Annotated in this window: 23 protein-coding genes and 1 tRNA gene; 9 read left to right on the plus strand and 15 right to left on the minus strand. The window is 63.8% G+C overall.

Annotated elements, in window-relative coordinates:
• Window positions 1–9 precede the first annotated feature (9 nt).
• The 6 genes from ACN0YF_RS07020 (at window position 10) to ACN0YF_RS07045 (ending at window position 6,117) form a co-directional block, all read left to right on the plus strand.
• Entirely contained in the window at window positions 10–756 is a 747-nt protein-coding gene (locus ACN0YF_RS07020; RefSeq protein WP_417493835.1) for a TerC family protein, read from the plus strand.
• Window positions 757–1,151: 395 nt separating this feature from the next.
• Window positions 1,152–1,769, plus strand: a complete 618-nt coding sequence (locus ACN0YF_RS07025; RefSeq protein WP_417493836.1) for a F0F1 ATP synthase subunit delta — start codon at window positions 1,152–1,154, stop codon at window positions 1,767–1,769.
• Between the two features lie 3 nt (window positions 1,770–1,772).
• Window positions 1,773–3,305 (plus strand): F0F1 ATP synthase subunit alpha, encoded by a 1,533-nt coding sequence (atpA, locus tag ACN0YF_RS07030; protein WP_417493837.1) that lies wholly within the window; start codon window positions 1,773–1,775, stop codon window positions 3,303–3,305.
• A 32-nt stretch (window positions 3,306–3,337) separates the two neighbouring features.
• Window positions 3,338–4,225 carry a F0F1 ATP synthase subunit gamma gene (locus tag ACN0YF_RS07035; protein ID WP_417493838.1) on the plus strand — a complete coding sequence of 296 codons (888 nt, stop codon included), beginning with the start codon at window positions 3,338–3,340 and terminating at the stop codon, window positions 4,223–4,225.
• A gap of 18 nt (window positions 4,226–4,243) precedes the next feature.
• Entirely contained in the window at window positions 4,244–5,683 is a 1,440-nt protein-coding gene (atpD, locus tag ACN0YF_RS07040) for a F0F1 ATP synthase subunit beta (RefSeq protein ID WP_417493839.1), read from the plus strand.
• Between the two features lie 32 nt (window positions 5,684–5,715).
• Window positions 5,716–6,117 carry a F0F1 ATP synthase subunit epsilon gene (locus tag ACN0YF_RS07045; RefSeq protein WP_417483571.1) on the plus strand — a complete coding sequence of 134 codons (402 nt, stop codon included), beginning with the start codon at window positions 5,716–5,718 and terminating at the stop codon, window positions 6,115–6,117.
• 24 nt (window positions 6,118–6,141) lie between these two features.
• Here the strand turns inward: ACN0YF_RS07045 and ACN0YF_RS07050 are convergent, their stop codons facing one another.
• Window positions 6,142–7,170, minus strand: coding sequence for a helix-turn-helix domain-containing protein (locus tag ACN0YF_RS07050; RefSeq protein ID WP_417493840.1), 1,029 nt, complete (start codon window positions 7,168–7,170; stop codon window positions 6,142–6,144).
• 125 nt (window positions 7,171–7,295) lie between these two features.
• Here ACN0YF_RS07050 and ACN0YF_RS07055 point away from each other — a divergent pair, with 125 nt between their 5' ends.
• Complete coding sequence (locus ACN0YF_RS07055) at window positions 7,296–8,837, plus strand: amidohydrolase family protein (RefSeq protein ID WP_417493841.1); 1,542 nt, start codon at window positions 7,296–7,298, stop codon at window positions 8,835–8,837.
• Between the two features lie 41 nt (window positions 8,838–8,878).
• Here the strand turns inward: ACN0YF_RS07055 and ACN0YF_RS07060 are convergent, their stop codons facing one another.
• From ACN0YF_RS07060 to ACN0YF_RS07120, 13 genes are all read right to left on the minus strand, one after another.
• Complete coding sequence (locus tag ACN0YF_RS07060) at window positions 8,879–9,376, minus strand: RNA pyrophosphohydrolase (RefSeq protein WP_417493842.1); 498 nt, start codon at window positions 9,374–9,376, stop codon at window positions 8,879–8,881.
• Window positions 9,376–10,695, minus strand: coding sequence for a divergent polysaccharide deacetylase family protein (locus tag ACN0YF_RS07065; RefSeq protein ID WP_417493843.1), 1,320 nt, complete (start codon window positions 10,693–10,695; stop codon window positions 9,376–9,378). The genes ACN0YF_RS07060 and ACN0YF_RS07065 overlap by 1 nt, the downstream gene beginning before the upstream one ends.
• Window positions 10,696–10,854: 159 nt before the next feature.
• On the minus strand, window positions 10,855–12,168 hold the full coding sequence (locus tag ACN0YF_RS07070) for a S41 family peptidase (RefSeq protein ID WP_417493844.1): 1,314 nt from the start codon (window positions 12,166–12,168) through the stop codon (window positions 10,855–10,857).
• A 30-nt stretch (window positions 12,169–12,198) separates the two neighbouring features.
• Window positions 12,199–13,425 (minus strand): murein hydrolase activator EnvC family protein, encoded by a 1,227-nt coding sequence (locus tag ACN0YF_RS07075; protein WP_417493845.1) that lies wholly within the window; start codon window positions 13,423–13,425, stop codon window positions 12,199–12,201.
• A 31-nt stretch (window positions 13,426–13,456) separates the two neighbouring features.
• Window positions 13,457–13,927 carry a 23S rRNA (pseudouridine(1915)-N(3))-methyltransferase RlmH gene (gene rlmH / locus ACN0YF_RS07080; RefSeq protein WP_417483564.1) on the minus strand — a complete coding sequence of 157 codons (471 nt, stop codon included), beginning with the start codon at window positions 13,925–13,927 and terminating at the stop codon, window positions 13,457–13,459.
• Window positions 13,928–14,299 (minus strand): ribosome silencing factor, encoded by a 372-nt coding sequence (gene rsfS / locus ACN0YF_RS07085; protein WP_417469648.1) that lies wholly within the window; start codon window positions 14,297–14,299, stop codon window positions 13,928–13,930. It lies immediately after the preceding gene.
• Between the two features lie 100 nt (window positions 14,300–14,399).
• Window positions 14,400–15,404 (minus strand): L-histidine N(alpha)-methyltransferase, encoded by a 1,005-nt coding sequence (egtD, locus tag ACN0YF_RS07090; protein ID WP_417493846.1) that lies wholly within the window; start codon window positions 15,402–15,404, stop codon window positions 14,400–14,402.
• 32 nt (window positions 15,405–15,436) lie between these two features.
• Window positions 15,437–15,994 carry a nicotinate-nucleotide adenylyltransferase gene (locus ACN0YF_RS07095; RefSeq protein WP_417493847.1) on the minus strand — a complete coding sequence of 186 codons (558 nt, stop codon included), beginning with the start codon at window positions 15,992–15,994 and terminating at the stop codon, window positions 15,437–15,439.
• An 88-nt stretch (window positions 15,995–16,082) separates the two neighbouring features.
• A complete protein-coding gene (proB, locus tag ACN0YF_RS07100; RefSeq protein WP_417493848.1) occupies window positions 16,083–17,213 on the minus strand; it encodes a glutamate 5-kinase in 1,131 nt (376 codons plus the stop codon).
• Window positions 17,210–18,244, minus strand: a complete 1,035-nt coding sequence (gene obgE, locus ACN0YF_RS07105; protein ID WP_417493849.1) for a GTPase ObgE — start codon at window positions 18,242–18,244, stop codon at window positions 17,210–17,212. Before obgE ends, proB begins: the two co-directional genes overlap by 4 nt.
• An 81-nt stretch (window positions 18,245–18,325) precedes the next feature.
• Window positions 18,326–19,030 (minus strand): GNAT family N-acetyltransferase, encoded by a 705-nt coding sequence (locus tag ACN0YF_RS07110; RefSeq protein ID WP_417493870.1) that lies wholly within the window; start codon window positions 19,028–19,030, stop codon window positions 18,326–18,328.
• Window positions 18,993–19,262, minus strand: a complete 270-nt coding sequence (rpmA, locus tag ACN0YF_RS07115) for a 50S ribosomal protein L27 (RefSeq protein ID WP_417482696.1) — start codon at window positions 19,260–19,262, stop codon at window positions 18,993–18,995. Before rpmA ends, ACN0YF_RS07110 begins: the two co-directional genes overlap by 38 nt.
• A 3-nt stretch (window positions 19,263–19,265) precedes the next feature.
• Complete coding sequence (locus ACN0YF_RS07120; RefSeq protein WP_417482697.1) at window positions 19,266–19,955, minus strand: 50S ribosomal protein L21; 690 nt, start codon at window positions 19,953–19,955, stop codon at window positions 19,266–19,268.
• Window positions 19,956–20,211: 256 nt separating this feature from the next.
• On the opposite strand from ACN0YF_RS07120, the gene ACN0YF_RS07125 reads away from it, so the two are divergent.
• Together ACN0YF_RS07125 and ACN0YF_RS07130 are read left to right on the plus strand one after the other, a co-directional pair.
• Window positions 20,212–20,299, plus strand: a tRNA-Ser gene (locus ACN0YF_RS07125).
• A gap of 114 nt (window positions 20,300–20,413) precedes the next feature.
• Window positions 20,414–22,291 carry an acetyl-CoA hydrolase/transferase C-terminal domain-containing protein gene (locus ACN0YF_RS07130; RefSeq protein ID WP_417493850.1) on the plus strand — a complete coding sequence of 626 codons (1,878 nt, stop codon included), beginning with the start codon at window positions 20,414–20,416 and terminating at the stop codon, window positions 22,289–22,291.
• Window positions 22,292–22,300: 9 nt separating this feature from the next.
• On the opposite strand, the gene mnmH is transcribed toward ACN0YF_RS07130, so the two are convergent.
• Window positions 22,301–23,362, minus strand: a complete 1,062-nt coding sequence (gene mnmH, locus ACN0YF_RS07135; RefSeq protein WP_417493851.1) for a tRNA 2-selenouridine(34) synthase MnmH — start codon at window positions 23,360–23,362, stop codon at window positions 22,301–22,303.
• Window positions 23,363–23,473: the final 111 nt, after the last annotated feature.

Genomic DNA, 23,473 nt, shown 5'->3' on the forward strand with positions numbered 1-23,473 from the left:
ATGCCTCCGATGCTCGAATTACTGACTTCGCCCGAAATCTGGATGTCGCTGGCGACACTGACCTTTCTCGAGATCGTTCTCGGGGTCGACAATGTGATTTTCGTCGCCGTGATGGCGGCGCAACTGCCCGTCGAGAAACGGCCCCGCGCCCGTTTCATCGGCCTCACCATGGCTCTGGTCCTGCGTGTGCTCATGCTGATCAGCCTGGTGTGGATGGCGCATCTGGAAACACCGCTCTTCACCCTGTTCGAGCATGATGTCTCGGTGCGCGACCTGATCCTGCTCGGCGGCGGTCTCTTCCTGCTGGCCAAGGGCACGCTGGAAATCCACCACACGGTCGAAGGCGTAACCGAGGTCAAGACAAACACCGCCTCGGCCAGCTTCGCCATGATCGTGCTGCAGATCATGGTGATCGATGTCGTCTTCTCGCTCGACTCCGTCATCACCGCCGTCGGCATGACCGACCAGATCATCATCATGGTCACCGCCGTGGTGATCGCCATGGGCGTGATGCTGTTTGCCGCGGGCACCGTCTCCCGCTTCATCGAATCGCACCCGACCACGAAAATGCTCGCCCTGGCCTTCCTGCTGCTGATCGGCATGTCGCTGATTGCCGATGGTGTCGGCTTCCATATTCCGCGCGCCTACCTCTATTTCGCCATCGCCTTCTCGCTCTTCGTCGAAGTGCTGAACATTTTCGCCCAGAAGAACCGGGCGGGCGTGTCAGGTGCCGGGAAGGGCAATGCCGCGCACTAGCGCCGGCGGAGCGGTCTCCGGTACGGCCTTGCAGCCGGCTCCCGCATCGTGCGCTGGCAGGCGCGAATGCTTCAAAATAAACCCGGCCGGGCCCGGGACCGGCCGGTTTCCCGTTTGCCTGCCGCCGGTGCCGGGCCGGCGCGCGGGCCGAAACCTCAGTGCAGGCAGGATAAACCGGCCCCTGACGCTCACGAAACAGCACCCGCTTCCTGCTGCCAGGCCCCCGTGCCGCGGCGATTTCCCCCCGGTGAGTCGCACCCCGGCAGCGGTTCGCCTGCTGAATCGATACCTGCTCCGGCTTGCTGCGCTGATCGCCCTGTGCTATCGCAGCGCCGAACCCCGGGAACGGGTCGCGCAAGTTGACTCGTTCATTCGTACAAATCGTTGATTTTCAAGTGTTTGCACCTTCCGGTGATTTACAGGCACTTCCCCAGCCAGAGAGTGACGTCACGGTGAGCACCGGCGAAGACGCCATCACAGCCAATGCTGCAGGTCGCTATGCGACAGCAGTATTCGAGCTGGCCAAGACCGCCGGCAGCCTCGATGCGGTTGCCGCGGACCTGTCAGCCCTGCGCGCAGCGCTCGAAACGTCGGACGAATTGTCCGACCTTTTGACCTCGCCGCTGTATTCGGCTGAGCAGAAGACCGGCGTGTTGAATGCCCTGGCCGACAAGGCCGGCTTCAACGAGCTGACAAAGAACGCTTTCGGCGTCGTCGCGGATAATCGCCGCGCTGCCGAACTCGGCGATATTGCGACGATCTTCGCAGCCTTGCTCGATGCCGATCGCGGCATTGTCCGGGCTGATGTGACATCGGCCGCAGCGCTGACCAAGAAACAGACTGAAGCCCTTGCGGCTTCTCTGAAAAGTGCCTTCGGGCGCGAAATCGAAGTTCGCACGGAAGTGCGTCCTGAATTAATGGGCGGGCTGATCGTCAAGATCGGTTCCCGTATGTTCGATTCATCTCTCCGCACCAAGCTGGACGGGATGAAGAATGCGATGAAAGAGGCGTAGGCCATGGACATCCGGGCTGCAGAGATTTCTGCGATCCTGAAGGATCAGATCAAAAATTACGGCACCGAAGCTAAGGTTTCGGATGTCGGTCGTGTGCTTTCCGTCGGTGACGGTATTGCCCGCGTTTACGGCCTCGATGAGGTCGCGGCCGGTGAGCTCGTCGAGTTCCCGGGCGGGATTAAGGGCATGGCCCTCAATCTGGAACGCGACAATGTCGGTTGCGTGATCTTCGGTGAAGACCGGGGCATCAAGGAAGGCGACACCGTCAAACGTCTCGGCTCCATCGTCGATACCGCTGTTGGCAAGGGCCTTCTCGGCCGCGTCATGGATGGTCTCGGTGAGCCGATCGACGGCAAGGGCCCTCTGGCCGATGTCGCCGAACGCCGCCGCGTTGACGTCAAGGCGCCGGGTATTATTCCCCGCAAATCGGTTCACGAACCGATGGCAACGGGCATCAAGGCGATCGACGCCATGATCCCGGTCGGCCGTGGCCAGCGCGAGCTGATCATTGGTGACCGTCAGACCGGCAAGACCGCGATCGCGCTCGACACCATTCTGAACCAGAAGGCGATCAACCAGGGCACGGATGAGAGCGCCAAGCTCTACTGCATCTATGTCGCTGTTGGTCAGAAGCGTTCAACGGTCGCCCAGATCGTGAAAACGCTCGAGGAAAACGGCGCGATGGATTACACCATCGTCGTGGCCGCAACGGCATCGGATCCTGCTCCCATGCAGTTCCTGGCACCGTTTACCGCCTCTGCCATGGGTGAGTATTTCCGCGATAACGGCATGCATGCACTGATCGTCTATGATGATCTGTCCAAGCAGGCTGTTGCCTATCGCCAGATGTCCCTGTTGCTGCGCCGCCCACCAGGCCGCGAAGCCTATCCGGGCGATGTCTTCTATCTCCACTCTCGTCTGCTCGAGCGTTCGGCCAAGCTGAACGAAGCGAATGGCTCCGGCTCGATGACGGCTCTGCCGATCATTGAAACCCAGGCCAATGACGTTTCGGCCTACATCCCGACCAATGTGATCTCGATCACTGACGGCCAGATCTTCCTGGAAACCGACCTGTTCTACCAGGGCATCCGCCCGGCTGTGAACGTCGGCCTGTCCGTGTCGCGCGTTGGTTCGGCTGCCCAGACCAAGGCGATGAAGCAGGTTGCCGGCAAGATGAAGGGCGAACTGGCCCAGTACCGCGAAATGGCGGCCTTTGCCCAGTTCGGTTCCGATCTCGACGCCGCGACGCAAAAGCTTCTGAACCGTGGTCAGCGCCTGACCGAGCTTCTGAAACAGCCGCAATTCTCGCCGCTGTCGATGGAAGAACAGGTTGCGGTGATCTATGCTGGTACGCGTGGCTATCTCGACGGTATCGCCATTGGCGACATTCAGCGTTTTGAGGCGGACTTCCTCCGTCACCTGCACGCCGAACACGCCGCTCTCCTGACGACGATCCGTGATGAGAAGAAGGTGAGCGACCAATCTGAGGCCAAGCTGAAGGGCGTTCTGGACAAGTTCACCGAACATTTCGCGTGAATTTGAACCGTAACGACCGCTAGGAGTGCCGAATGGCGAGCCTTAAGGACCTTCGAAATCGTATCGCCAGCGTGAAATCCACGCAGAAGATCACCAAGGCGATGCAGATGGTGTCAGCAGCCAAGCTGCGCCGGGCCCAGGAAGCCGCGGAAGCCGCGCGTCCCTATGCCGGGCGCATGGCTGCCGTGATGGCGAACCTGTCGAATTCCATGGCCGGAACTCCGGGGGCGTCGCCGCTCCTGGTTGGCACCGGCAAGGACGACACACGTCTGCTGCTCGTCATGACGGCCGATCGTGGCCTGTGTGGCGGCTTCAACACCAATATCGCCCGTCTGGCGCGAACGCGGATCAATGAGCTGCAGCGCGCCGGCAAGACTGTGAAGATTGTCTGCGTTGGCAAGAAGGGCTTCGATCAGTTGAAGCGCCAGTTTGCCTCCCTGATCGTCGAGATGGTCGATTTCAAGGGCGAGAAAACCCTCAACGGCGCTGTCGCCGGACGTATCGGTGACAAGATCACCTATATGTTCGAGGCTGGCGAGTTTGACGTCTGTGAAATCATTGCCTCGGAATTCGTTTCGGTGATCTCGCAGAAGCCATACTCGAAAGTGCTGATCCCGGCGCTCGATGCCATCGATGAAGGCGTCGAGCGGCCCGATACCGCGGGCGCCATCTATGAAGCCGAGCCGGACGAGGAGAGCATCCTCAACGTCCTGCTGCCGCGTTATGTCACGACCGTAATTCTGTCGACCCTGCTGGAGAATTCGGCTGGCGAAATGGGGGCCCGCATGGCCGCCATGGATAATGCCACCCGCAATGCCGGCGAACTGATCGACAAGCTGAACCTTCTTTATAACCGCACCCGTCAGGCGCAAATCACGACGGAGTTGACCGAAATCATCTCCGGCGCCGAAGCTCTCTAGACGAGGGGAAGACCAATCATGAGCACTTCTAAAGGCCGTATTGTCCAGATCACTGGCGCCGTCGTCGACGTTGAATTCGATGGTGAACTGCCCAACATCCTCAACGCCTTGCTGTCGACCAATGACGGCAAGCCGCTGACCCTCGAGGTCTCGCAGCATCTCGGCGAGAACACGGTTCGCACCATCGCCATGGACGCGACCGAGGGCCTGCAACGCGGCGTCGAAGTTGTCGACACCGGCGCACCGATCATGGTTCCGGTTGGTCCGGGTACGCTCGGCCGCATCATGAACGTGACCGGCGCGCCGATCGATGAAGCGGGCGATATCCCGCACACGATGACGGCCCCGATTCACCGTGCGGCTCCATCCTTTGCCGAACAGGCAACGGAAGCTGAAATCCTGCCGACCGGCATCAAGGTCGTCGATCTGCTCTGCCCCTACGCAAAGGGCGGCAAGATCGGCCTGTTCGGCGGCGCCGGCGTTGGCAAGACGGTTCTCATCCAGGAGCTGATCAACAACATCGCCAAGATGTTCGGTGGTTACTCGGTCTTCGCCGGTGTTGGCGAGCGGACCCGTGAAGGTAATGACCTCTACTGGGAAATGATCGAATCAGGCGTCAACAAGGACCCGAAAGAGCATGAAGGCTCGACCGAAGGTTCGCGTTGTTCGCTGGTCTTCGGCCAGATGAACGAGCCTCCGGGAGCCCGTGCCCGCGTCGCCCTGTCGGGTCTCGCCCAGGCTGAGTATTTCCGCGATGAAGAGGGCAAGGACGTTCTCTTCTTCGTCGACAATATCTTCCGCTTCACCCAGGCCGGCTCCGAAGTGTCCGCCCTGCTCGGCCGTATCCCGTCCGCGGTGGGCTATCAGCCAACCCTGTCGACGGACATGGGCGCGCTGCAGGAACGCATCACCTCGACCAACAAGGGTTCGATCACCTCGGTGCAGGCCGTTTACGTGCCCGCCGATGACCTGACCGACCCGGCGCCTGCCACAACCTTCGCCCACCTCGATGCGACCACGGTTCTCAACCGTGCGATTTCGGAAAAGGGTATCTATCCGGCTGTGGATCCGCTCGATTCGAGCTCGCGTATTCTCGAGCCACGCATCGTGGGCGACGATCACTACAACACTGCCCGCCGGGTCCAGGAAACGCTTCAGCGTTACAAGGCCCTGCAGGACATCATCGCCATCCTCGGCATGGACGAGCTGTCCGAAGAGGACAAGATGCTGGTGACCCGCGCCCGCAAGATCGAGCGCTTCCTGTCGCAGCCATTCGACGTGGCCGAAATCTTCACCGGCTTCCCGGGCATCCAGGTGCCTGTGGCTGATACGGTCAAGGGCTTCAAGGCGATCTGTGACGGCGAATATGATCACCTTCCCGAGCAGGCCTTCTACATGGTCGGCACGATCGAAGACGCGGTGAAAAAAGCCGAGAAAATGGCTGCGGAGGCCGCATAAGCGGTCTCCGGCACTAGCCGGAGAGTAACCTGATGGCTGACAAGCTGCATTTTGACCTCGTATCGCCTGAGCGCCGCCTGTTTGCGGGTGAAGTCGATATGGTTGTGGTTCCCGGTGAAGACGGCGATTTCGGCGTCCTGCCGAAGCATGCGCCCTTCATGTCGGTGATCCGATCCGGTGCGATCATCATTACGCGGGACGGCGTGAACGAGCGGACCTTCATCCATGGCGGTTTCGCCGAGGTGACGCCGGAAGGCCTGACCATCCTGGCCGAGGAAGCGATCCCGGTTTCCGAGATTGATGTCGCCAAGGTCGAGCGGGAACTGGTTGATGCCCGTGAAGATGTCGGCTTCGCCAAGACCGAGGAAGCTCGCGAGAGCGCCGAAGCCCTGGTGAGCAAGCTGGAAGCGATGCAGGCGGTCGCGGCAAACTGATTTCGCGCACCGATTGAAACATGATCAGGGCCGTTCCGGATGGAGCGGCCCTTTTCCTTGGCTAGCGGGGGGCTCCGCGCGGGCCCGCTTGCGCCACTCGCTCGGGGTCTCGCCGGTGACATCCTTGAACGCCTTGTTGAAATTGGAGCGGGTCTGGAAGCCGCAATCGAGCATCAGCTCGACCAGCGGGCGCTCCGGCGCTGCCCTCATGAGGCGCTGGGCCTCGGCAATGCGCCAGCCATTGATCCAGCGGCTGACGCTGGTGCCGTGCAGGTCATTGACCGCTTCCGAGACGCTGCGTTGTGGCAGGGCGAGCTGGCGTGCCAGACGGGCCACGGTCAATTCCGGGTCCAGCCAGGGGCGCGCCTCGGTCATGTGCGCGTCCAGGCGGGCGCGGATCGTCTCGCCACCGGCACCGCCACGGCGTATTCGGGTCATGATCCAGCTGATCGGTCCGTTCTGGTGCAGGCTGGTGAGCAGAAAATAGACGAGGAAGACAAAGAAGCCGGCGATGGTGATCGCCAGGGTCAGCGAGTGCCCGAGATCCTCATTTCCTACCAGTTCGATCATCACCAGAAGGTCGGTCAGGGCCATCGCGTACAGCCAGCCGCACACCATGTATTTCCAGCGCTGCCCGGCCGGCGTCGGGGCCCGGACCGTGATCATCGCATGGACGCCGTAGAAGACCAGCGCCGCGATGATGGCGGCATCGAGATAGGGGCCATCCGGCAGGACGAGCCGCGCCAGAATCAGTCCGGCCGGTCCGAGCAGGTGGGCGAGGTCGGGCAGGGCCAGGCCCTGATCGGGCCGGGCGGCCGTGCGCAGGTGCAGGAAAATCGCCGGCGGCATGGCCATGGCAAGGACCGGTCGCCACCAGACCAGGGACGGCATCAGACCCAGCAGGGCCAGGCTGGTGAGCGTGTGCTGGATCGCAAACAGGGCAAACACCAGGGCCAGCAGCCGGTGCGCGAGCCTGGGCCCGGGGCGCAGGTTGGCCAGATAGAGGGCGATGATTGCCGACAGCGCGGTCGAGATGTGCAGGATTGACGTCATCCTGACTTGATACGGCGTCTTGCTGTCTTGTCCAAGATCGCGCTCGGGCCTGTCCTCGATCGCGCTTGAGGGCGCGGCCCGGCATGAAAGCGTGTTGTCTGCGGCGTCGCCAAAGGAGGCCCGCCATGAAACGCTCAAAGACCCGCACCCCGTTCGCCGCTGCCCTGTTGCTGGGCCTTGTCATAACCCAGCCAGCGCTCTGCCAGTCTGAACCCGCAGACGACCTCGTCATCATGCATGCCACCCTGCTCAGCCCCGAGCGGGCCGCCCCTTTGCAGGATGCCTGGGTGAGGGTCAGCGGTGACCGGATCGTGGAGATTGGCAGCGGCGCCGTCGATCCCGGCGGCGCACGGGTGATCGACGCCGAACGCGGCTATCTCATCCCCGGCCTGATCGACAGCCATGTCCATCTCTACCACGCCACAGGATTGCGGGCGCGCTACACCGACAATTACGCCGCGCTTTATGATGATTACATGCAGCAGCAACCGCGCAGCTTTCTGTTCCATGGATTCACGACGGTGATCGAGCTCAATGCCGACGCGCCGACGAATGCGCGGTTCGAAGCCGCACCGCTGCACCCCCATCTGGTCCATTGCGGCCAGGGCGTTGTGCTGTCGGACGGCTTCATGGCGCTCGAGCTTGAGGGGGCGCCGGTGGGAGAGACCTATCCAGGCTATCTGATCGACAGCCATGCTGGCGGTCTCGTGCCGGCCGGAGAAAATCCGGCGGCGCACACGCCTGAGGCCGCTGTGGCGTCCGTTCTTGGTCAGGGTGGTCAATGCATCAAGCTCTACTACGAAGAGGCCCTGTGGTGGCCTGGAGGGGCGCCAGACTTCCGTCTGCCCTCGGTCGGGATCGCCCGCGATGTAGTCGAGGCTGCCCATGCGGCCAACCTGCCGGTCCTGCTGCATGCGACCACTCCGGCCGGACATGAATTCGCGCTTCAGTCCGGAATCGATATTCTCGCGCACGGAATGTGGGAGTGGACCGGTCAGTCCTTCACCGACCCCCGGCCGGCGCCGCCAACGGCGGCGATTGCCCGCGAAGTCGCGCGCTCGCCGATCGCCGTTCAGCCGACCATCCAGACCATCCGCAATACCGCCAGCCTGTTCGATCCTGCCGTGCTCGCAGATCCCGCCTGGGCCGATGCGGTCCCGCGGGATTATCTGGGCTATCTGCACAGTGAAGCCCAGGTCCAGCGTGAGCAATTCATCGCCATGTTCGGCGAGATGATCGCGCCGGGCGGCGATGCCGCCGATATGGGGGCGGCCCAGTCGGCATTCTTGCGTCGGTATCAGGGCCTGATCTGGAGCATGTCGGCCGAGGGCGCACACTTCCTTTTCGGCAGCGATACCGCCGTTGGCGGATTTGGCTGGGCCTCGCCGCCGGGCCTGGCCGGATATTGGGAGATGCAGAACTGGGCCGATGCCGGCATCCCGCTGCCGGTCCTGTTCCGCGCGATGACGATCGACAATGCCCTGGCCTTCGGACTGGACGGCGAGATCGGTACGATCGAGCCGGGCAAGCGCGCTGACTTGCTGATCCTGCGCGGCAATCCACTCGCTGATGTCAACGCCTATGACCGGATCGAGACCGTTATTCTCGCCGGCGAGGTGATCGACCGCGCGGAGCTGTCCGCACGGCGAATGGTGACCATGGAGTGAGGGGTTGGCTGGTTGCCGGCAAGGATCTCGCGGTGGTGAGGCTAGCGGGCGAAAGCGCGGAATGCCTCGGCCACCTGCAGATAGACATCCCGTTTCCAGGGAATGATCAGGTCCGGAATCTCGGCCAGCTCGCCCCAGCGCCAGGCATCGAATTCAACCTCGGCATGACGCTGGAGGTCGATATCGGCATCGCTGCCGTGAAAGCGGAAGGCAAACCAGCGCTGCTTCTGTCCAAGATGGCGCTTCTTGTGAAAGCGCGGATCCTCGCGCACCTCGGGCGGGTAGTCATAGGCGATCCAGCCAGGAATATTGCCGAGCGGCGTCACGCGGTCGGGGCGTATGCCGGTTTCCTCTTCCAGCTCGCGCAGGGCAGCGGTTTCAAGCACCTCCCCGGCATCGACCCCGCCTTGCGGCAATTGCCAGTTCCAGGGCGGCGGCGTGTCATCCCGGCGACCCAGCCAGACCTGGCCCGCGGCATTGAACAACGCGATCCCGACATTGGCGCGGTGATGGGGCCAGGGATCGGCGGACGCAGGCATCAATGCCCCGATGCGGCAGGCGCCGGTGCGTGCTCGGCCGCACTCGATGCTTCAGCCGGAGGTCGCGACCAGCGATTGTCGATGACCTGTTCCGGCTCGGGCTGGAGCGCCCGGGCCTCGGCTTCCATGCGGGCCTGCAGGCGCCGGCGGGCCATGACCGCCGACGGCGGTGCGAGCTGATAACCGCGCGTATCGAGGGTGCGGGCCCAGTCGCGCACATGATCCACGGTCGTCGGATAGGAGAAGCCGGCCCCGAGCGCGGCGCCATTCTGCAGCGCCAGCGCTTCAAGCGTCAGCAAGTGATTGTCGATCGCCGTCGGGCTGGGGTCCTCGTCGAGCACCCGGTCGGCAATGGCGTACTGGACATTGGTGGCCCGCGCCGCGGAATCGATCACGGTCCGGCGTCCGGCACCGTCATGCAGGAAGGCGACGCCCCGCGACTCAAGCCCTTGCAGCAGCTGGGTCATCGCCGGTTCCGACGCCGAGAAACGGGCGCCGAGATAGTTGGAGACCGCGAAATACCCGGTTGTCCGGCTCAATATCCATTCCAGACGGGCAAGATTGTCCGCTGCAGGAGCGTCGGCCAGAAGGGTCTGCGGGCCGGGATCATTATTGGGATAGTCGAAAGGCTCCATCGGCGCTTCGATCAGGACTTCATGTCCGGCTGCGCGGGCCCGATCGACCCAAGTCTGCAGGTCGCGGGTATAGGGCGCGAAACTGAGGGCGATTTCCGGTGGCAATTCATCGATCGCCGCCTGGGTCACGGTCCGGTTGAGACCGAGACCGCCGATCACCACGGCAATCGTTGGCGCGGTCGGATCGCCATGGAAGGGGCGGGCATAGGCCCGCGAGGCGCGCAGGCCATTCGGCGGAATCACCGGCAAGGGCCCATTGGGAGTGTTTTCTGTCAGTCCCGGCAAGGGCGCGGGCGCCAGAGCCTCCGCGCTGTTGGCGCTGGCGGCATGGCGGGCCTCGGCATCGGCGGGATCCGAGCCCGTTGTCGTGGCAGCGCGAGCCGTCTCGAACCGGTCATCGACGCCGGGCAGATGTGCTTCCTCGACACCTTCCGGCTCGATGAAACGGATCGGAAGCGGGTCATCCTCTGCCGGGGCAATCCGCAATTCTGCCGCTGGATAGACGGTCTCCGCCGGTGCCGGTGCAACTCCGCCCCGGGCGAGCGGTGGCTGCAGGTCGGCCTCGCCGAATACGGCGACGCTCAGGATGACGCCGCCAAACAGGACAGCGGCACCCAGCCCGGCAAACAGCGGTGCCTTGATGGTCAGGAGAGGTTCGACATGACGCAGGACAGCACTGGGCATCGGAGCAATCTTCGACAAGCGAATTAACCGGTTGTGCGTCCGATCAGACGCACCAATTCACTGTCAAAACTGCCCTGTCCCGGAAAAGAAACGGTTAACGCCCGGTGACACAACCCTGCCCGCACAACGGTGTGCGGGCAGGGTGTTGTTGTCGTTGAGCTAGTGCAGCGCGGCCTGCTGGCTTTCCATTGCAGTGCGCAGGACTTCGCGGGCACGGGAGAGTTGGAAATCCTCGTCTTCCGGCCAGTCCGCCGGCGGCTGTTCGATGGCCGCGATATCGGCTTCCGCTCGGCCTTCGCCGTTTTCATTCTCGAGCGCGCCGGGGAGGTCGGCCTCAAGCCGCACCGAAGGACCGGCGTCCTCTTCATCCGCGGAAATCGGGAAGGAGCTGATCTGAAGGTCCGGAACAATACCCGTGCCCTGGATCGAGCGGCCCGCCGGCGTGTAATAGCGTCCGGTGGTCAGGCGCAGGGCGCCGTCACGGCCGCCGCGCAGCGGGATGATGGTCTGGACCGAACCCTTGCCGAAACTGGTCATACCGACCAGTTCGGCGCGTTCGCGGTCCTGCAGGGCACCGGCGACAATTTCGGCGGCGCTGGCCGAGCCTTCATTGATCAGGATCACGATCGGCGCACCATTGAGGCGGTCGCCCGGGCGGGCGTTATAGCGCTGGGTGTCGCGCGGATCGCGATTGCGGGTTGAAACGACCTCACCGCCATCGAGGAAGACATCCGTCACCCCGATCGCCTGGTCGAGCAGACCGCCCGGATTATAGCGGACGTCGAGGATCAGGCCCGGCAGTGGTCCGCCATTCTCGGCTTCCAGCTCGGCAATGCCTTCGAGCACCATTTCCGTGGTGCGCTCATTGAAGCCGGCAATGCGCAGATAGGGGGTGCCATCCTCCTCGATGCGCGTGGCAACCGTGCGCAGCGGGATGGTGTCGCGCACCAGGGTGACGTCGAACGGGTCCTCGCCAGAGCGGGAAATGGTGATCGTCACCGGATCGCCGACGGCACCGCGCATCATCTCGACTGCGCTGTCGACCGTAATGCCGATAATGCTGTCGCCATCGACGGCGATGATGCGGTCATTGGTGCGCAGACCGGCACGTTCGGCCGGGGTATCGCTGATTGGTGACACGATGGTGATGAATTCGTCGCGCTTGGTCACTTCCATGCCCAGACCGCCATATTCGCCGCGCGTGGTCACGCGCAGGTCTTCATAGCTGTCGGGATTGTGATAGGCGGAATGGGGGTCGAGCGAGGTCAGCATGCCTTCAATGGCTGCTTCGATCAGCTGGGTCTGGTCGGTATCGGTGACGTAGTCGGACTCAATACGGCTCAGCACGTCACCGAACAGCTCAAGCTGACGGAACGTCTCCGAATGGTCCTCCTGCCGCCCCTCGGCAGCCACGGTGATGGCAACCGCCCCGAGCGCAAAGGCCAGGATTGAAGCGAAGACATTGATGCGCATACCAACTCGCGTCCTTTGTGCGCGAAAGTCCTATTCCGATTGTGCGCCGGATCTGAGCCAGGGCCCGGGATCCATTGCATGACCGTCTCTACGCAGCTCCAGATACAATTCTGGGGCCGTTTGCCCGCCATCGGGCATGGCACCAACCGGTTCGCCAGCCAGAACGCTCTGCCCGGCGCTGGCGTAAGTTACGGCCATGCCGGACAGGACCATATAGTAGCCCTCCCCGACATTGAGTATCAAGAGTCCACCATACGTGCTGAACGGTCCGGCGAACTCGACGCGTCCGTCGAAGGGAGACACTACCTGCGCCTGGCTGCGAGTCCGAATGAATATTCCTTCAGATGCTGTGCCATCTTCAGCCAGTTCGGCATAACGGCGCACCACGTCCCCCGTTGCCGGGGGTCTCAGCCGGCCGCGCGCATCGGCAAATCGCAGGGTTTCCAGGGGCGCATCGGGTGCGCGGGCCGCAACCAGGTCCCGCATCGGGCGCATATGCGGCGCGGGAATGCTGTCCGGCAGTTCGATTCGGCGCGGATTGAGGCTGGGCATGACGGCGGCCATCTGCGTCAGCTCGCTCAGGAGCGAGCGGATCGAGCGGGCCCGTTCACCGGCCGAGCTGGAGGCTTCGAGGAAGGCCACCGCCTCATCGCGGCGGCGGGCTTCCAGTGCCCGGCGCTCGGCGATCAGCGCCTGCAGCTCCAGCCGCTGGGCCGACAGCGCGTCTTCCGCGCTGGCCAGGACAGTGCTCTGGGTCTCGATGTCGCTGCGAATCGCGCGCAGCCGCGCCAGCTCCTCGGACAATGTCTGGGCGCGCGCCTGGAGTTCGGGAGCAACCTGCGCCATCAGGGTCGCGGCCCGGGCGGCCTGCGCGGCATCGTCCGGTGCTGCCAGGATAGCCGGAGGGGTCTGGGTCTCGATTCTCTGGATCGCGGCGAGAATATCGGTGAGGGTTTCGCGTTCAGCGGCGAGCCGCGCCAGGATGTCAGCCTCTTCGCTGCCCAGCCGGGCCAGCTCGCCCGTGGCGGCCAGGGCGGCCTGTTCGCTATTGCCGACGCGTTGGCCCAGTTCCACCAATTGGCGTTGCATCAAGGCGATTTCCGCGGCGACTTCTTCGGCCTGTTCACGGGCCGCTTCGGCGCGCGCGGCCGCTTCGCGGGCCTCCTGCTCGAGCTGTTCGGCCGTGGCCGCATCGGCTGGCGGGGCGCCAGCCGGCTGAGCCTGGGTCAGCACGAGGGTGAGGGCGAGGAGATACATGCGCTGACGCTAGCTGCTTCCCGGTTAAGGCTTACTCACGATGATAGGGCGTGCCGGCGAGAATCGAGACGGCACGGTAGATTTGCTCTGCCAGCATGACCCGCACAAGCTTGTGCGGCCATACCGCCGGACCGAAGGCCAGCATCAGGTCGGGCCGGGGCAGGACCTCATGGTCATGCCCGTCTGCCCCGCCGATCGCAAACACGACCTCGCGGCAGCCAGCATCACGCCATTCGCCCAGCTTGCGGGCGAGATCGGGCGATTTGAAGGCCTTGCCGCGCTCGTCGAGCAGCACGAATTTGACGTCCCCGCCCAGGCTTTCCGCGAGGGCGCGGCTCTCATCCGCCTGTGTCTTGAGGCTGCGATTGTCGATCTGGGTTTCGGTGAGCGGGCCCAGACCGATGGCCCGGCCCGCGATTGAGCACCGGTTGGTGTAGTCATCGACGAGCTCGCGCTCCGGGCCGGAGCGTACACGCCCGATGGCTGCGATGCGGAGCTTCACCTAGACGGCCGGCTGGTCCGGTGATGTCGGGGTTTCCGGATCGACGGACCACATTTTTTCCAGATTGTAGAAGCTGCGGACTTCCGGGCGGAACAGATGGATGACGATATCGCCCGCATCGATCAGCACCCAGTCACAGGTCTGCAATCCCTCGATGCGTGTCTTGACGCGTCCGGTTTCCTTCAGGGTATCAATCAGATGATTGGCGATGGCGCTGACGTGGCGCGAAGACCGACCCGAGGCGATGATCATGATGTCGGTAACCGAGGACTTGCCGCGAAGATCGATCGCAACAACGTCTTCAGCCTTGTCGTCATCGAGAGTCTCGAGGATGAGCGCTTCCATTTCCTCGAGGGGACCGTCTTCTCCGATGACCCGGACGGCAGCTGCCGTTTCTTCCTTGGTCCGGCGCGATGTTTCCGTAGACAGGGCGGGTGTCCTTTCTGACAACCAATACAATTTTGTGCCTATATCACGCTTTCGCGTTTGGTTCGAGCCAATGCAGCGAGAAGAGTTCAGCTGGGTCGGACCAGCTCCTGAGAACGTCAAAACCTGCCGAGCGCGCCAGCGTCTGAAAACTCTCAGGCGTGAACTTGTGCGAATTCTCGGTGTGGATCCGCTCCCCCCTGGCCAGCGAGAAGGCCTGTCCACCCACTTCGAACTTCTGCGGTTCCAATGCTTCGAGATGCATTTCGATGCGGGACTTGTCCGCATTCCAGACCGACACATGCTTCAGCTGTGACGGGTCTAGCGTGCCCTTGAGCTCGGCATTGATGCGGTCGACCAGGTTGAGGTTGAAGGCGGCGGTGACGCCCTGGGCGTCGTCATAGGCCGCTTCCAGGGTAGCCGGTGATTTCACGCGGTCGGCACCGATCAGGATGGCATCGCCCGCGCGCATGCCCTGCCGGAAGCCGGCCAGCACGTCTCGCGCGGCATCGGGCTCGAAATTGCCGATCGTCGAGCCGGGAAAGAACAGGATCCGCCGGCCCTGCGGCAGTGGCAGATGGTCCAGCGACAGTCCGGTGGTGAAGTCGGCACATATGGCACCCGTATGCAGATCGGGATAATCGCGCGCCAGCTCCTCGCAGGCCGCGATGAGATGCTCGCCGGAAATATCCAGCCCGACATAGCCGGCCGGACTGTCGAGCGCGTCGAGAAGCTTGCGGATCTTCACGCTTGAACCCGAGCCTGGTTCGATGACAACGGCGCCGGGCCCGGCGAGGTCGGCCAGTTCGGGCCCGATCCGGTCGAGCAGGGCCAGCTCGGTCCGCGTCACATAATATTCCGGAAGCCCGGTGATCTGGTCGAACAGGGCCGAGCCGGCGGCATCATAGAAATAGACCGGCGGGATGGATTTGGGTGTCGCAGCCAGGCCCGTCAGGACATCGCGCAGAAAATCCCCGGCGGGCGGGTGCTGGTCGTCGAAGAAATCCAGCGCGGCATGAACCGGAGATTGGCCGAGGGTGAGATCGGTCATGATGAGGTCCTGCCTGCTTCGAATTGGAGGTTTCAGCTTCGCGCGCGCAGCGCCGTCGAGGAATGCCAGTCTAACGGTTCTATCAGATAGGTCCACGCCGGCGCCTTTTTCAGGGGCAGCTGGGCGAGACCCTGTTCACGAATCCTTGAGTGCGCATACATCCGCACGACCGGAGCGAGGCGGGCGCGGACCGCGTCGTGCGGGCGCGAGACCACCGCGATCGGAATCGATTCGAATATCTCGCGCCACTGGCCCCAGCGATGAAAGCTCTTGAGATTGTCGGCGCCCATCAGCCAGACAAAGTGAACGCCGGGATAGAGCCGGTTGAGGGCGCGTACCAGATCAATCGTGCGATTGCAGCCCAGCCGCGACTCGAAATCGCTGATCACCATGCCGGGCCGGTCGGCCAGGGCCGATACGGCAGCCATGCGGGTCTCCAGATCGTCAGCCTGGCGTTGCTTGAGCGGGTTCTGCGGCGAGACCAGCCACCAGACCCGGTCGAGCCCCAGCCGCCGTTTGGCGGCCTCGGCGACATGGAGGTGTCCCTTGTGTGGCGGATCGAAACTGCCGCCAAACAGGCCGATTTTCATTCCGCGGGCCAGCGCCTCACTGCGCAAGGGCCGGCCGGCCCTCGGCGCGCTGATCAGGCGGCCGTGTGCCATGGGGCTGGACCGGCGCTCAGCCACGGGCGCCGCCGCCTGGAGTGGCGAGCACGATATCGTCGGCATGGACCAGCGCTGCAGCGCGGCGATAGCCCAGCAGCGCTTCGACTTCGCTGCTCTTGCAGCCGCAAATCCGGCGTGCCTCGCTGGCGTTATAACCGCTGACCCCGCGCGCGATCGCCGCGCCGTCCGGCCCGGTAATGCGCACTGCGTCGCCGCGTTCGAAATGACCCTCGATGGCGATGGTGCCGACGGGCAGCAGCGATTTGCCAGCCTGCAGCGCTGACGCGGCGCCGGCATCGATGCGGATTTCACCATTCGGGCTGTGAGCGCCTGCGATCCAGGCGGCACGGGCGCTGACGGCTGATCCGGTCGGGTGGAACCAGCTGCCACATTCCTGCTGCGCCAGTCCCAGGACGGGCCGGGCGGCGGCGCCGGGCCCGATGGCTGTCGCGCAGCCCGAGGCGGTGGCGATCTCGGCGGCCAGGATCTTCGAGCGCATACCGCCCGTGCCGACACCGGTCTCGGTATTGGCACCGCCGGCCATGGCATGGATCGCGGCGTCTATGCGTTCGATCTCGCCGATCCGGCGCGCACCGGGATGGGTGCGCGGATCATGGTCGAACAGACCGTCGATATCCGAGAGCAGGACGAGAAGGTCCGCCCCGATCAATTGCGCGACCCGGGCTGCGAGCCGGTCATTATCGCCATAGCGGATTTCATCCGTGGCGATGGTGTCATTCTCATTGACCACCGGCACGGCGCCGAGATCGAGCAGGGTGTTCAGCGTCGCGCGGGCATTGAGCCAGTGGCGGCGCGATTCGGTGACGTCGAGGGTGAGCAGGGCCTGCGCCGTGGGGCGGCCATGGCGGGCAAAGGCGCGCTCCCACTCACCGATCAGCACGGGCTGTCCGGCCGCGGCGGCGGCCTGCTTCTGTTCCAGGGTCAGCGAGCCGGCGCCGAGGCCCAGCCGCGGGCGGCCGAGGGCGACGGCACCGGAGGAGACCAGCACGACACGCCTGTTCTGCCCGGCCAGCGACGCGATATCGTCTGCGATCGCGTCAATGACGGACGGTCCTGACTGCAGCAGGCTCGATCCGACCTTGACCACGATGCAGCGGGCCGCGTCGAAGCCGGGGCGTGTCACGGGGTCCAGCCTTCCTCGTCGGGTTCGGCAACGCCGGCACGGACCTGCTGGACGATACGCCAGGCTTCCGAACACAGCCGCTTCACGCCGTCACCGGAGACGCCGGACAGGCGCATGACCTTCTTGCCGGTCGCCTCCTCGAGCAGTTTCGCCTTGGCCTCGACTTCCTCTTCGGGAATGGCGTCGATCTTGTTCAGCGCGAGGATTTCGCGCTTTTCAGTAATGCCGCCGCCATAGGCCGCCAGCTCGTTGCGCACCGTATGATAGGCCACGACCGGATCGTCCTGCGTGCCGTCGATCAGATGGATGATCGAGGCGCAGCGTTCGATATGGCCGAGGAAACGGTCGCCAATGCCGGCACCCTCATGCGCGCCTTCGATCAGGCCGGGAATGTCGGCCACGATAAAGCGCGAGCCCGGGCCCAGATCGACGACGCCGAGATTGGGATAGAGCGTGGTGAAGGGATAGGCGGCGATCTTCGGATTCGCCTTGGAGACGACACTGAGGAAGGTCGACTTGCCGGCATTGGGCAGACCGACCAGGCCGACATCGGCGATCAGTTTCAGGCGCAGCCAGACCCAGCGTTCCTCGCCCGGCCAGCCGGGGGTGGATTTGCGCGGGGCGCGATTGGTCGCCGACTTGAAGCGGGCATTGCCCTGGCCGCCATCGCCGCCACGCGCCAGCAAGACGCGCTGGCCCAGCTCGGTCATGTCGGCGAGGACTTCTTCCTTGTCCTCATCGAGGATTTGCGTCCCGACCGGAACCTGCAGGATGACGTCTTCGCCGCCCTTGCCCGAACGGTCGCGGCCATGGCCATGACCCCCGGTATCGCCCTTGAAGTGCTGCCGGTAGCGATAGTCGATCAGGGTGTTGAGACCCTCCACGGCTTCGGCCCAGACATCCCCGCCCTTGCCACCATCGCCGCCATCGGGGCCACCGAATTCGACAAAGGCTTCGCGCCGGAAGGACATACACCCCGCCCCGCCATTGCCGGAACGGACATAAACTTTAGCCTGGTCGAGGAATTTCATCGGACAATCTCTATTGTGTGCGCCCCTTATACCGGTTTCCCCGGTATAAATAAGCGTTTCTCGTCATTGCCGCGCCCGGCCTCAGGCCGCCGCCAGATCCAGTTTCATATCCAGGCAATTGGCGCGAGCCAGCCGACCGAGACAGAATTGCTCGCAGGCCTCGCCCGTATAGCGAAAGCCGAGCTTTTCCAGTACCCGGCCGGACGCCGGATTGTCGTCATAATGGCCGGCTGTGACGGCCTGTGCCGCCAGTTCGTCGCGGGCATAATCGATCAGGGCCTGCCCGGCCTCGGTGGCCAGGCCGCGCCCCCAGAAAGGCTTGGCGATCCAGTAGCCGATTTCCCAATCCGCCTCGGGCGAGCGCTTGAAAACCCCCGCCATGCCGCACATTTCGCCGCCATCCACGTCGCGCGTCTGGAGGATCAGGTGGCGGTTGGCGGTCTTGTCCCAGCCGGCCAGGCGCATCAGCACCCACATTTCCGCTGCCGGCTCCGGATAGGGATGCGGGATCAGCATCGTCATTTTCGCAATATCGTAATCGCCGGCATAGCGGGCGATGTCCGGCGCATCGCTCATCTCTGGCGGGCGCAGCAGCAATCTCGTCGTTTCGATCCGCGGACCCATCATGGTCTCCATTGGGTTGCGGGGAGGCAAACAAAAGGGGAGACGGTGACCCGTCTCCCCTGATGCGCGATTGCGCTGTCGAGCCCCGCTGGTAACAGCGAACGGCTCGATATGTGCGAACCGTTTATTCAGCGGCGTCTGCCATCGGCTGAACCGATACATAGGCCTTGTTGTTGGCTTTCTTGGCGAAAACCACACGGCCTTCGGTAAGTGCAAAGAGGGTATGATCCTTGCCCATGCCGACATTGGCACCCGGATTCACCTTGGTGCCGCGCTGACGCATAATGATGTTGCCCGGAATGACGACCTGGCCACCGAACTTCTTGACGCCAAGGCGGCGACCAGCGGAGTCGCGACCGTTACGGGATGAACCGCCTGCTTTTTTGTGAGCCATTGATTAGCCCTCCGTTCCTTGAGCGAGCGTCTTGGCTTGCTCGATCCAACCTTCACGTTCGATCCGGCCTTTGAAGCTCAGCTTTTCGCCGAACTCTTCAACATCAGCCGGGGTCCAGGCTGCGATCTGTGCGAAGGTGGTGATGCCTTCAGCGTGCAGCTTCTTTTCCAGGGCAGGGCCAACGCCGGAGAGGACCTTGAGGTCATCCGCGGCGGCTTTCTTTGGTGCAGCGGCCTTCTTGGCAGCAGCAGGCTTGGCTTCGGCCTTCGGCGCAGCGGCCTTCTTCGGCGCTGCAGCCTTGGCTTTCGGAGCAGCCTTTGGAGCCTCGGCTTCGGCCGGGGCCGCAGTCGTGGTCTTCAGGGCTGTCTTGGCCTTGGCGCCTGGCATCACGATTTCGGCGATGCGCACAACCGTGCCCCACTGGCGGTGGCCCTGGGTACGGCGGTAATTCTTGCGGCGGCGCTTCTTGAAGACAATGATCTTGCGGGCGCGGTTGGTGTCGAGCAGTTCGCCGATCACCTGGGCACCATCAACCACCGGCGAACCGACGGTCACGCCTTCATCACTGCCCAGCATCAGCACATCACCAAGCGACAGGGTGTCACCAGGCTGGCCTTCGAGCTTCTCGATACGAATTTCGTCGCCGGCTGCAACGCGGTACTGCTTACCGCCGGTCTTGATCACTGCAAACATGATCTCGGTTTCCTTTGTTCAGCAACGTCCTTCACCGGTTTTTCCGGCAATGGCGCGGCTCTTTTTCTTCACCCCGTATCCCCGGAGCGTTGTTTCAACAATTACCGGTCCGCGCAGCGGGCTGCACAGACAGGAGCGGGCGTTATACGCACGCCACAGGCAGAGTCAACGCTGGCAACAGCAACAAGCCTGCTGGCATTGGCAGTTTCCGCCTCTTGATTTTGTCATCGGGCTGGTACAGAAAGCGCCTCCCCGCGGAGAGGTGCCAGAGTGGTCGATTGGGGCGGTCTCGAAAACCGTTGAACCGCAAGGTTCCGGGGGTTCGAATCCCTCCCTCTCCGCCATTGTCTTCCAAGACATGATCGCCCGACCCGCCCACAGCCCTGCCGCAATCGCCGCATGGCGTGTGCCTGCGCGCTGCGCTAGGTTTGGTCTGATCCCTTGTTCGAGGACCTGCCATGCCATCCGCCCCCCGTTTTCATGACGAGCCGGACGCCGTCGCCGATGCGATCATCGCCACGGTTGGCCGCAAGATCGTGCTCGCCCTGCCACTCGGACTCGGCAAGCCCAACCACATCGTCAACGCGCTGGTGGCGCGGGCCATCGCCGATCCGGGAATCGATTTGACGATCTTCACGGCCCTGACTCTGGAAACCCCGGCGCTCGGCAGCGAGCTGGAGCGGCGTTTTCTCGAGCCGGCGATGGAACGTCTGTTCGGGGCCTATCCGCCGCTGACCTATGCGGCGGCCCTGCGCGATGGCTCCCTGCCGGACAATATCCGCGTCGACGAGTTCTTCTTTCTCGCCGGACGCTGGCGCGGCGTCGCGCGGGCGCAGCAGAACTATATCTGCGCCAATTATACGGACGCGCAGCGCTATATCCTCGACCGCGGCGTCAATGTGGTCGGCCAGCTGGTCGCGAAACAGACCGGCGAGGCGGGGCCGCTCTACAGCCTGGGCAGCAATCCCGACATCACGCCCGACCTGCTCCAGGCACGCGCCGAGGGGCGGGCGGACTTCATGTTTGTCGGCCAGGTCAATTCCCAGATGCCCTTCATGGGCGGCGCGGCGGCCGAGGTCGCGGAGTCGGAATTCGCCCATATACTCGAGAGCGACGCGACGGATTTCGAGCTCTATTCCGCGCCCAAACGGCCCGTGAGCATGGCGCAGCAGGCGGTCGGCCTGCAGGTGGCGCGTCTCGTCCCCGATGGCGGCACATTGCAGATCGGCATCGGTGCTGTCGGCGATGCCGTCGCCCAGGGCCTGATTATGCGCCATGCCCAAAACGATGCCTTCAGACCGCTCTCCGCGGCCCTGCACACCGGCGATTGCGAAGCCCTGGCCTGTGAGGACCAGCCGTTCGAGGCGGGACTCTATGGCGCCAGCGAGATGTTGACTGACGGTTTCCTGCAGCTGGAAAAGGCCGGCGTGCTCAAGCGCGAGGTCGATGGCGCGGTGGCCCATGCGGCCTTCTTCGTGGAATGCCGCGATTTCTATACCGCCCTGCGCACCCTGCCCGAGGCACGGCGGCGGCGCTTTGCGATGTCACCGGTCAGCTTCACCAATTCGCTCTATGGCGGCGTGGAGGAGCGCCGGCGGGCGCGGGTCGATGCGCGCTTCATCAACAGCGCCATGATGGTGACCCTGCTCGGTGCGGTGGTCTCGGATGCGACCGGTGACGGCCAGGTGGTCAGCGGGGTCGGCGGCCAGTTCGACTTTGCCGAACAGGCCTTCGCCCTCGACGGCGCGCGTTTCATCATCACCATTGATGCGGTGCGCACCAAGCGCGGCAAGACGGTCTCGAATATTGTCTGGTCCTATCCCCACACCACGATCCCGCGGCATCGGCGCGATATTGTCGTCACCGAGTACGGCATCGCCGACCTGCGCGGCAAATCCGATGCGGATGTGGTCGCCAGCCTGCTCAACATCGCCGATTCCCGCTTCCAGGACGACTTGCTCGCGACCGCCAAACAGGCCGGCAAGATCGCCGCGGATTACGAAATCCCCGCCTGCTACCGCAACAACACCCCGGAACGGATTCGCGCGACCCTGGACGGGGCCCGCAAGGCCGGCCATCTGCCCGACTTCCCCTTCGGCACCGATTTCACCCCGGTCGAGCAACGCCTGATGCCGGCGCTGGAATTGATGAGCAATGCCTCCGCCTCGGCGGTCTCGACGCTGCGTCTCGCCCTGGCCGGCGCGCTGTTGTCGCTGAAAGGCCGGACCGATGACGAGGCCCTGGCCCGCATGGCGCTCGACCGGCCTTCGGGTTTGATGGACAGGCTGTATCGCTGGATGCTGGCCGCCGCGCTGAAACAGTCCGCCGACGGCTGATCCTCGCCGTCAGGCTTTCACGCCGGCCTCGAGAATCGCTTCGGCCAGGCGGGCAATCGCCCCGGTATCGAGGCTGTCGCTGCGCAGGGTGAGAACCGGCTCGTCCTCGCGATGCTTGCGGGCCCGGTTATAGGCGACATCGTAGTGCGCCGAGATCAGTTCGGCCGCCAATTGGCGGTATTCACCGGCCGCATGAAGTTCGCGCCAGCTGGCGATCAGAGTCTTGGCGTGACGGCTGGCGAGCTGGTCGAGCGAGGCGTTGAGCTTGGCGGTGTCCGCAACCAGATCGGGATAGGCCTCGACCAGATAGGCGGCGCGTGCGGCGACCGGCGCCGAGATCGCGATCCGGGGCGCGGCTTTCATGGCCGCCCAGATCCGCGATGGCAGCTGTCGCCGGCCGACCATGTTGGATTCCGCCTCGACATAGACCGGCCGCGACAGATCCATCGCCCGCAATTCCTGCCAGATGAGAGTCTCGAACCGTTTCTGGCTCGGTTGCGGCGTGGCAGAAAAATCGCCAAAGGCTGAGCCGCGATGCACGGCCAGGCCTTCCAGGTCGAGCACTTGCGCGCCCCTGGCGGCGAGCTGGTGCAGGATGGCGGTCTTGGCGGTGCCGGTCTGGCCATCGATCAGGATGAAGGGCAGCGGGGCTTCCGAATGCTCCAGCTGTGCCACGACTTCGCGGCGCCAGGTGCGATAACCGCCGCGCAGCAGGGATATCTTCCAGCCCACCGCAGACAGCACCAGCGCCATCGAGCGCGAGCGCATGCCGCCGCGCCAGCAATAGAGCAATACGCGCGATTTGCGCGGCAGCCCGGCCAGGGCGGTCTCGAGATGATGGCCGATATTGCGGGTCACCAGGGCGGCGCCCTCACGGCGGGCATCGAAGGTGGAGACCTGTTTGTAAATCGTGCCGACGCGCACGCGCTCATCATCGTTCAGGACAGGCAGATTGATCGCGCCGGGCAGATGGTCCTCGGCAAATTCCGATGGCGAGCGGACATCGACGATCAGATCGAAACCGGCCAGGCTGGCCGCGTCCGTGTCATCGAGCATCGCATAATCGGGCATGGGCGCAGTATACTCCTGTCGATCAATCCCACCGGGCATGGCGAGCGTCATGCCATTTGCCAGGAAATCCCATGACCGATCTCACAACGCCGCCCCTGCTGACAAGTCTGG

The organism is Maricaulis sp., from assembly GCF_048270265.1.
Lineage (GTDB): Bacteria > Pseudomonadota > Alphaproteobacteria > Caulobacterales > Maricaulaceae > Maricaulis.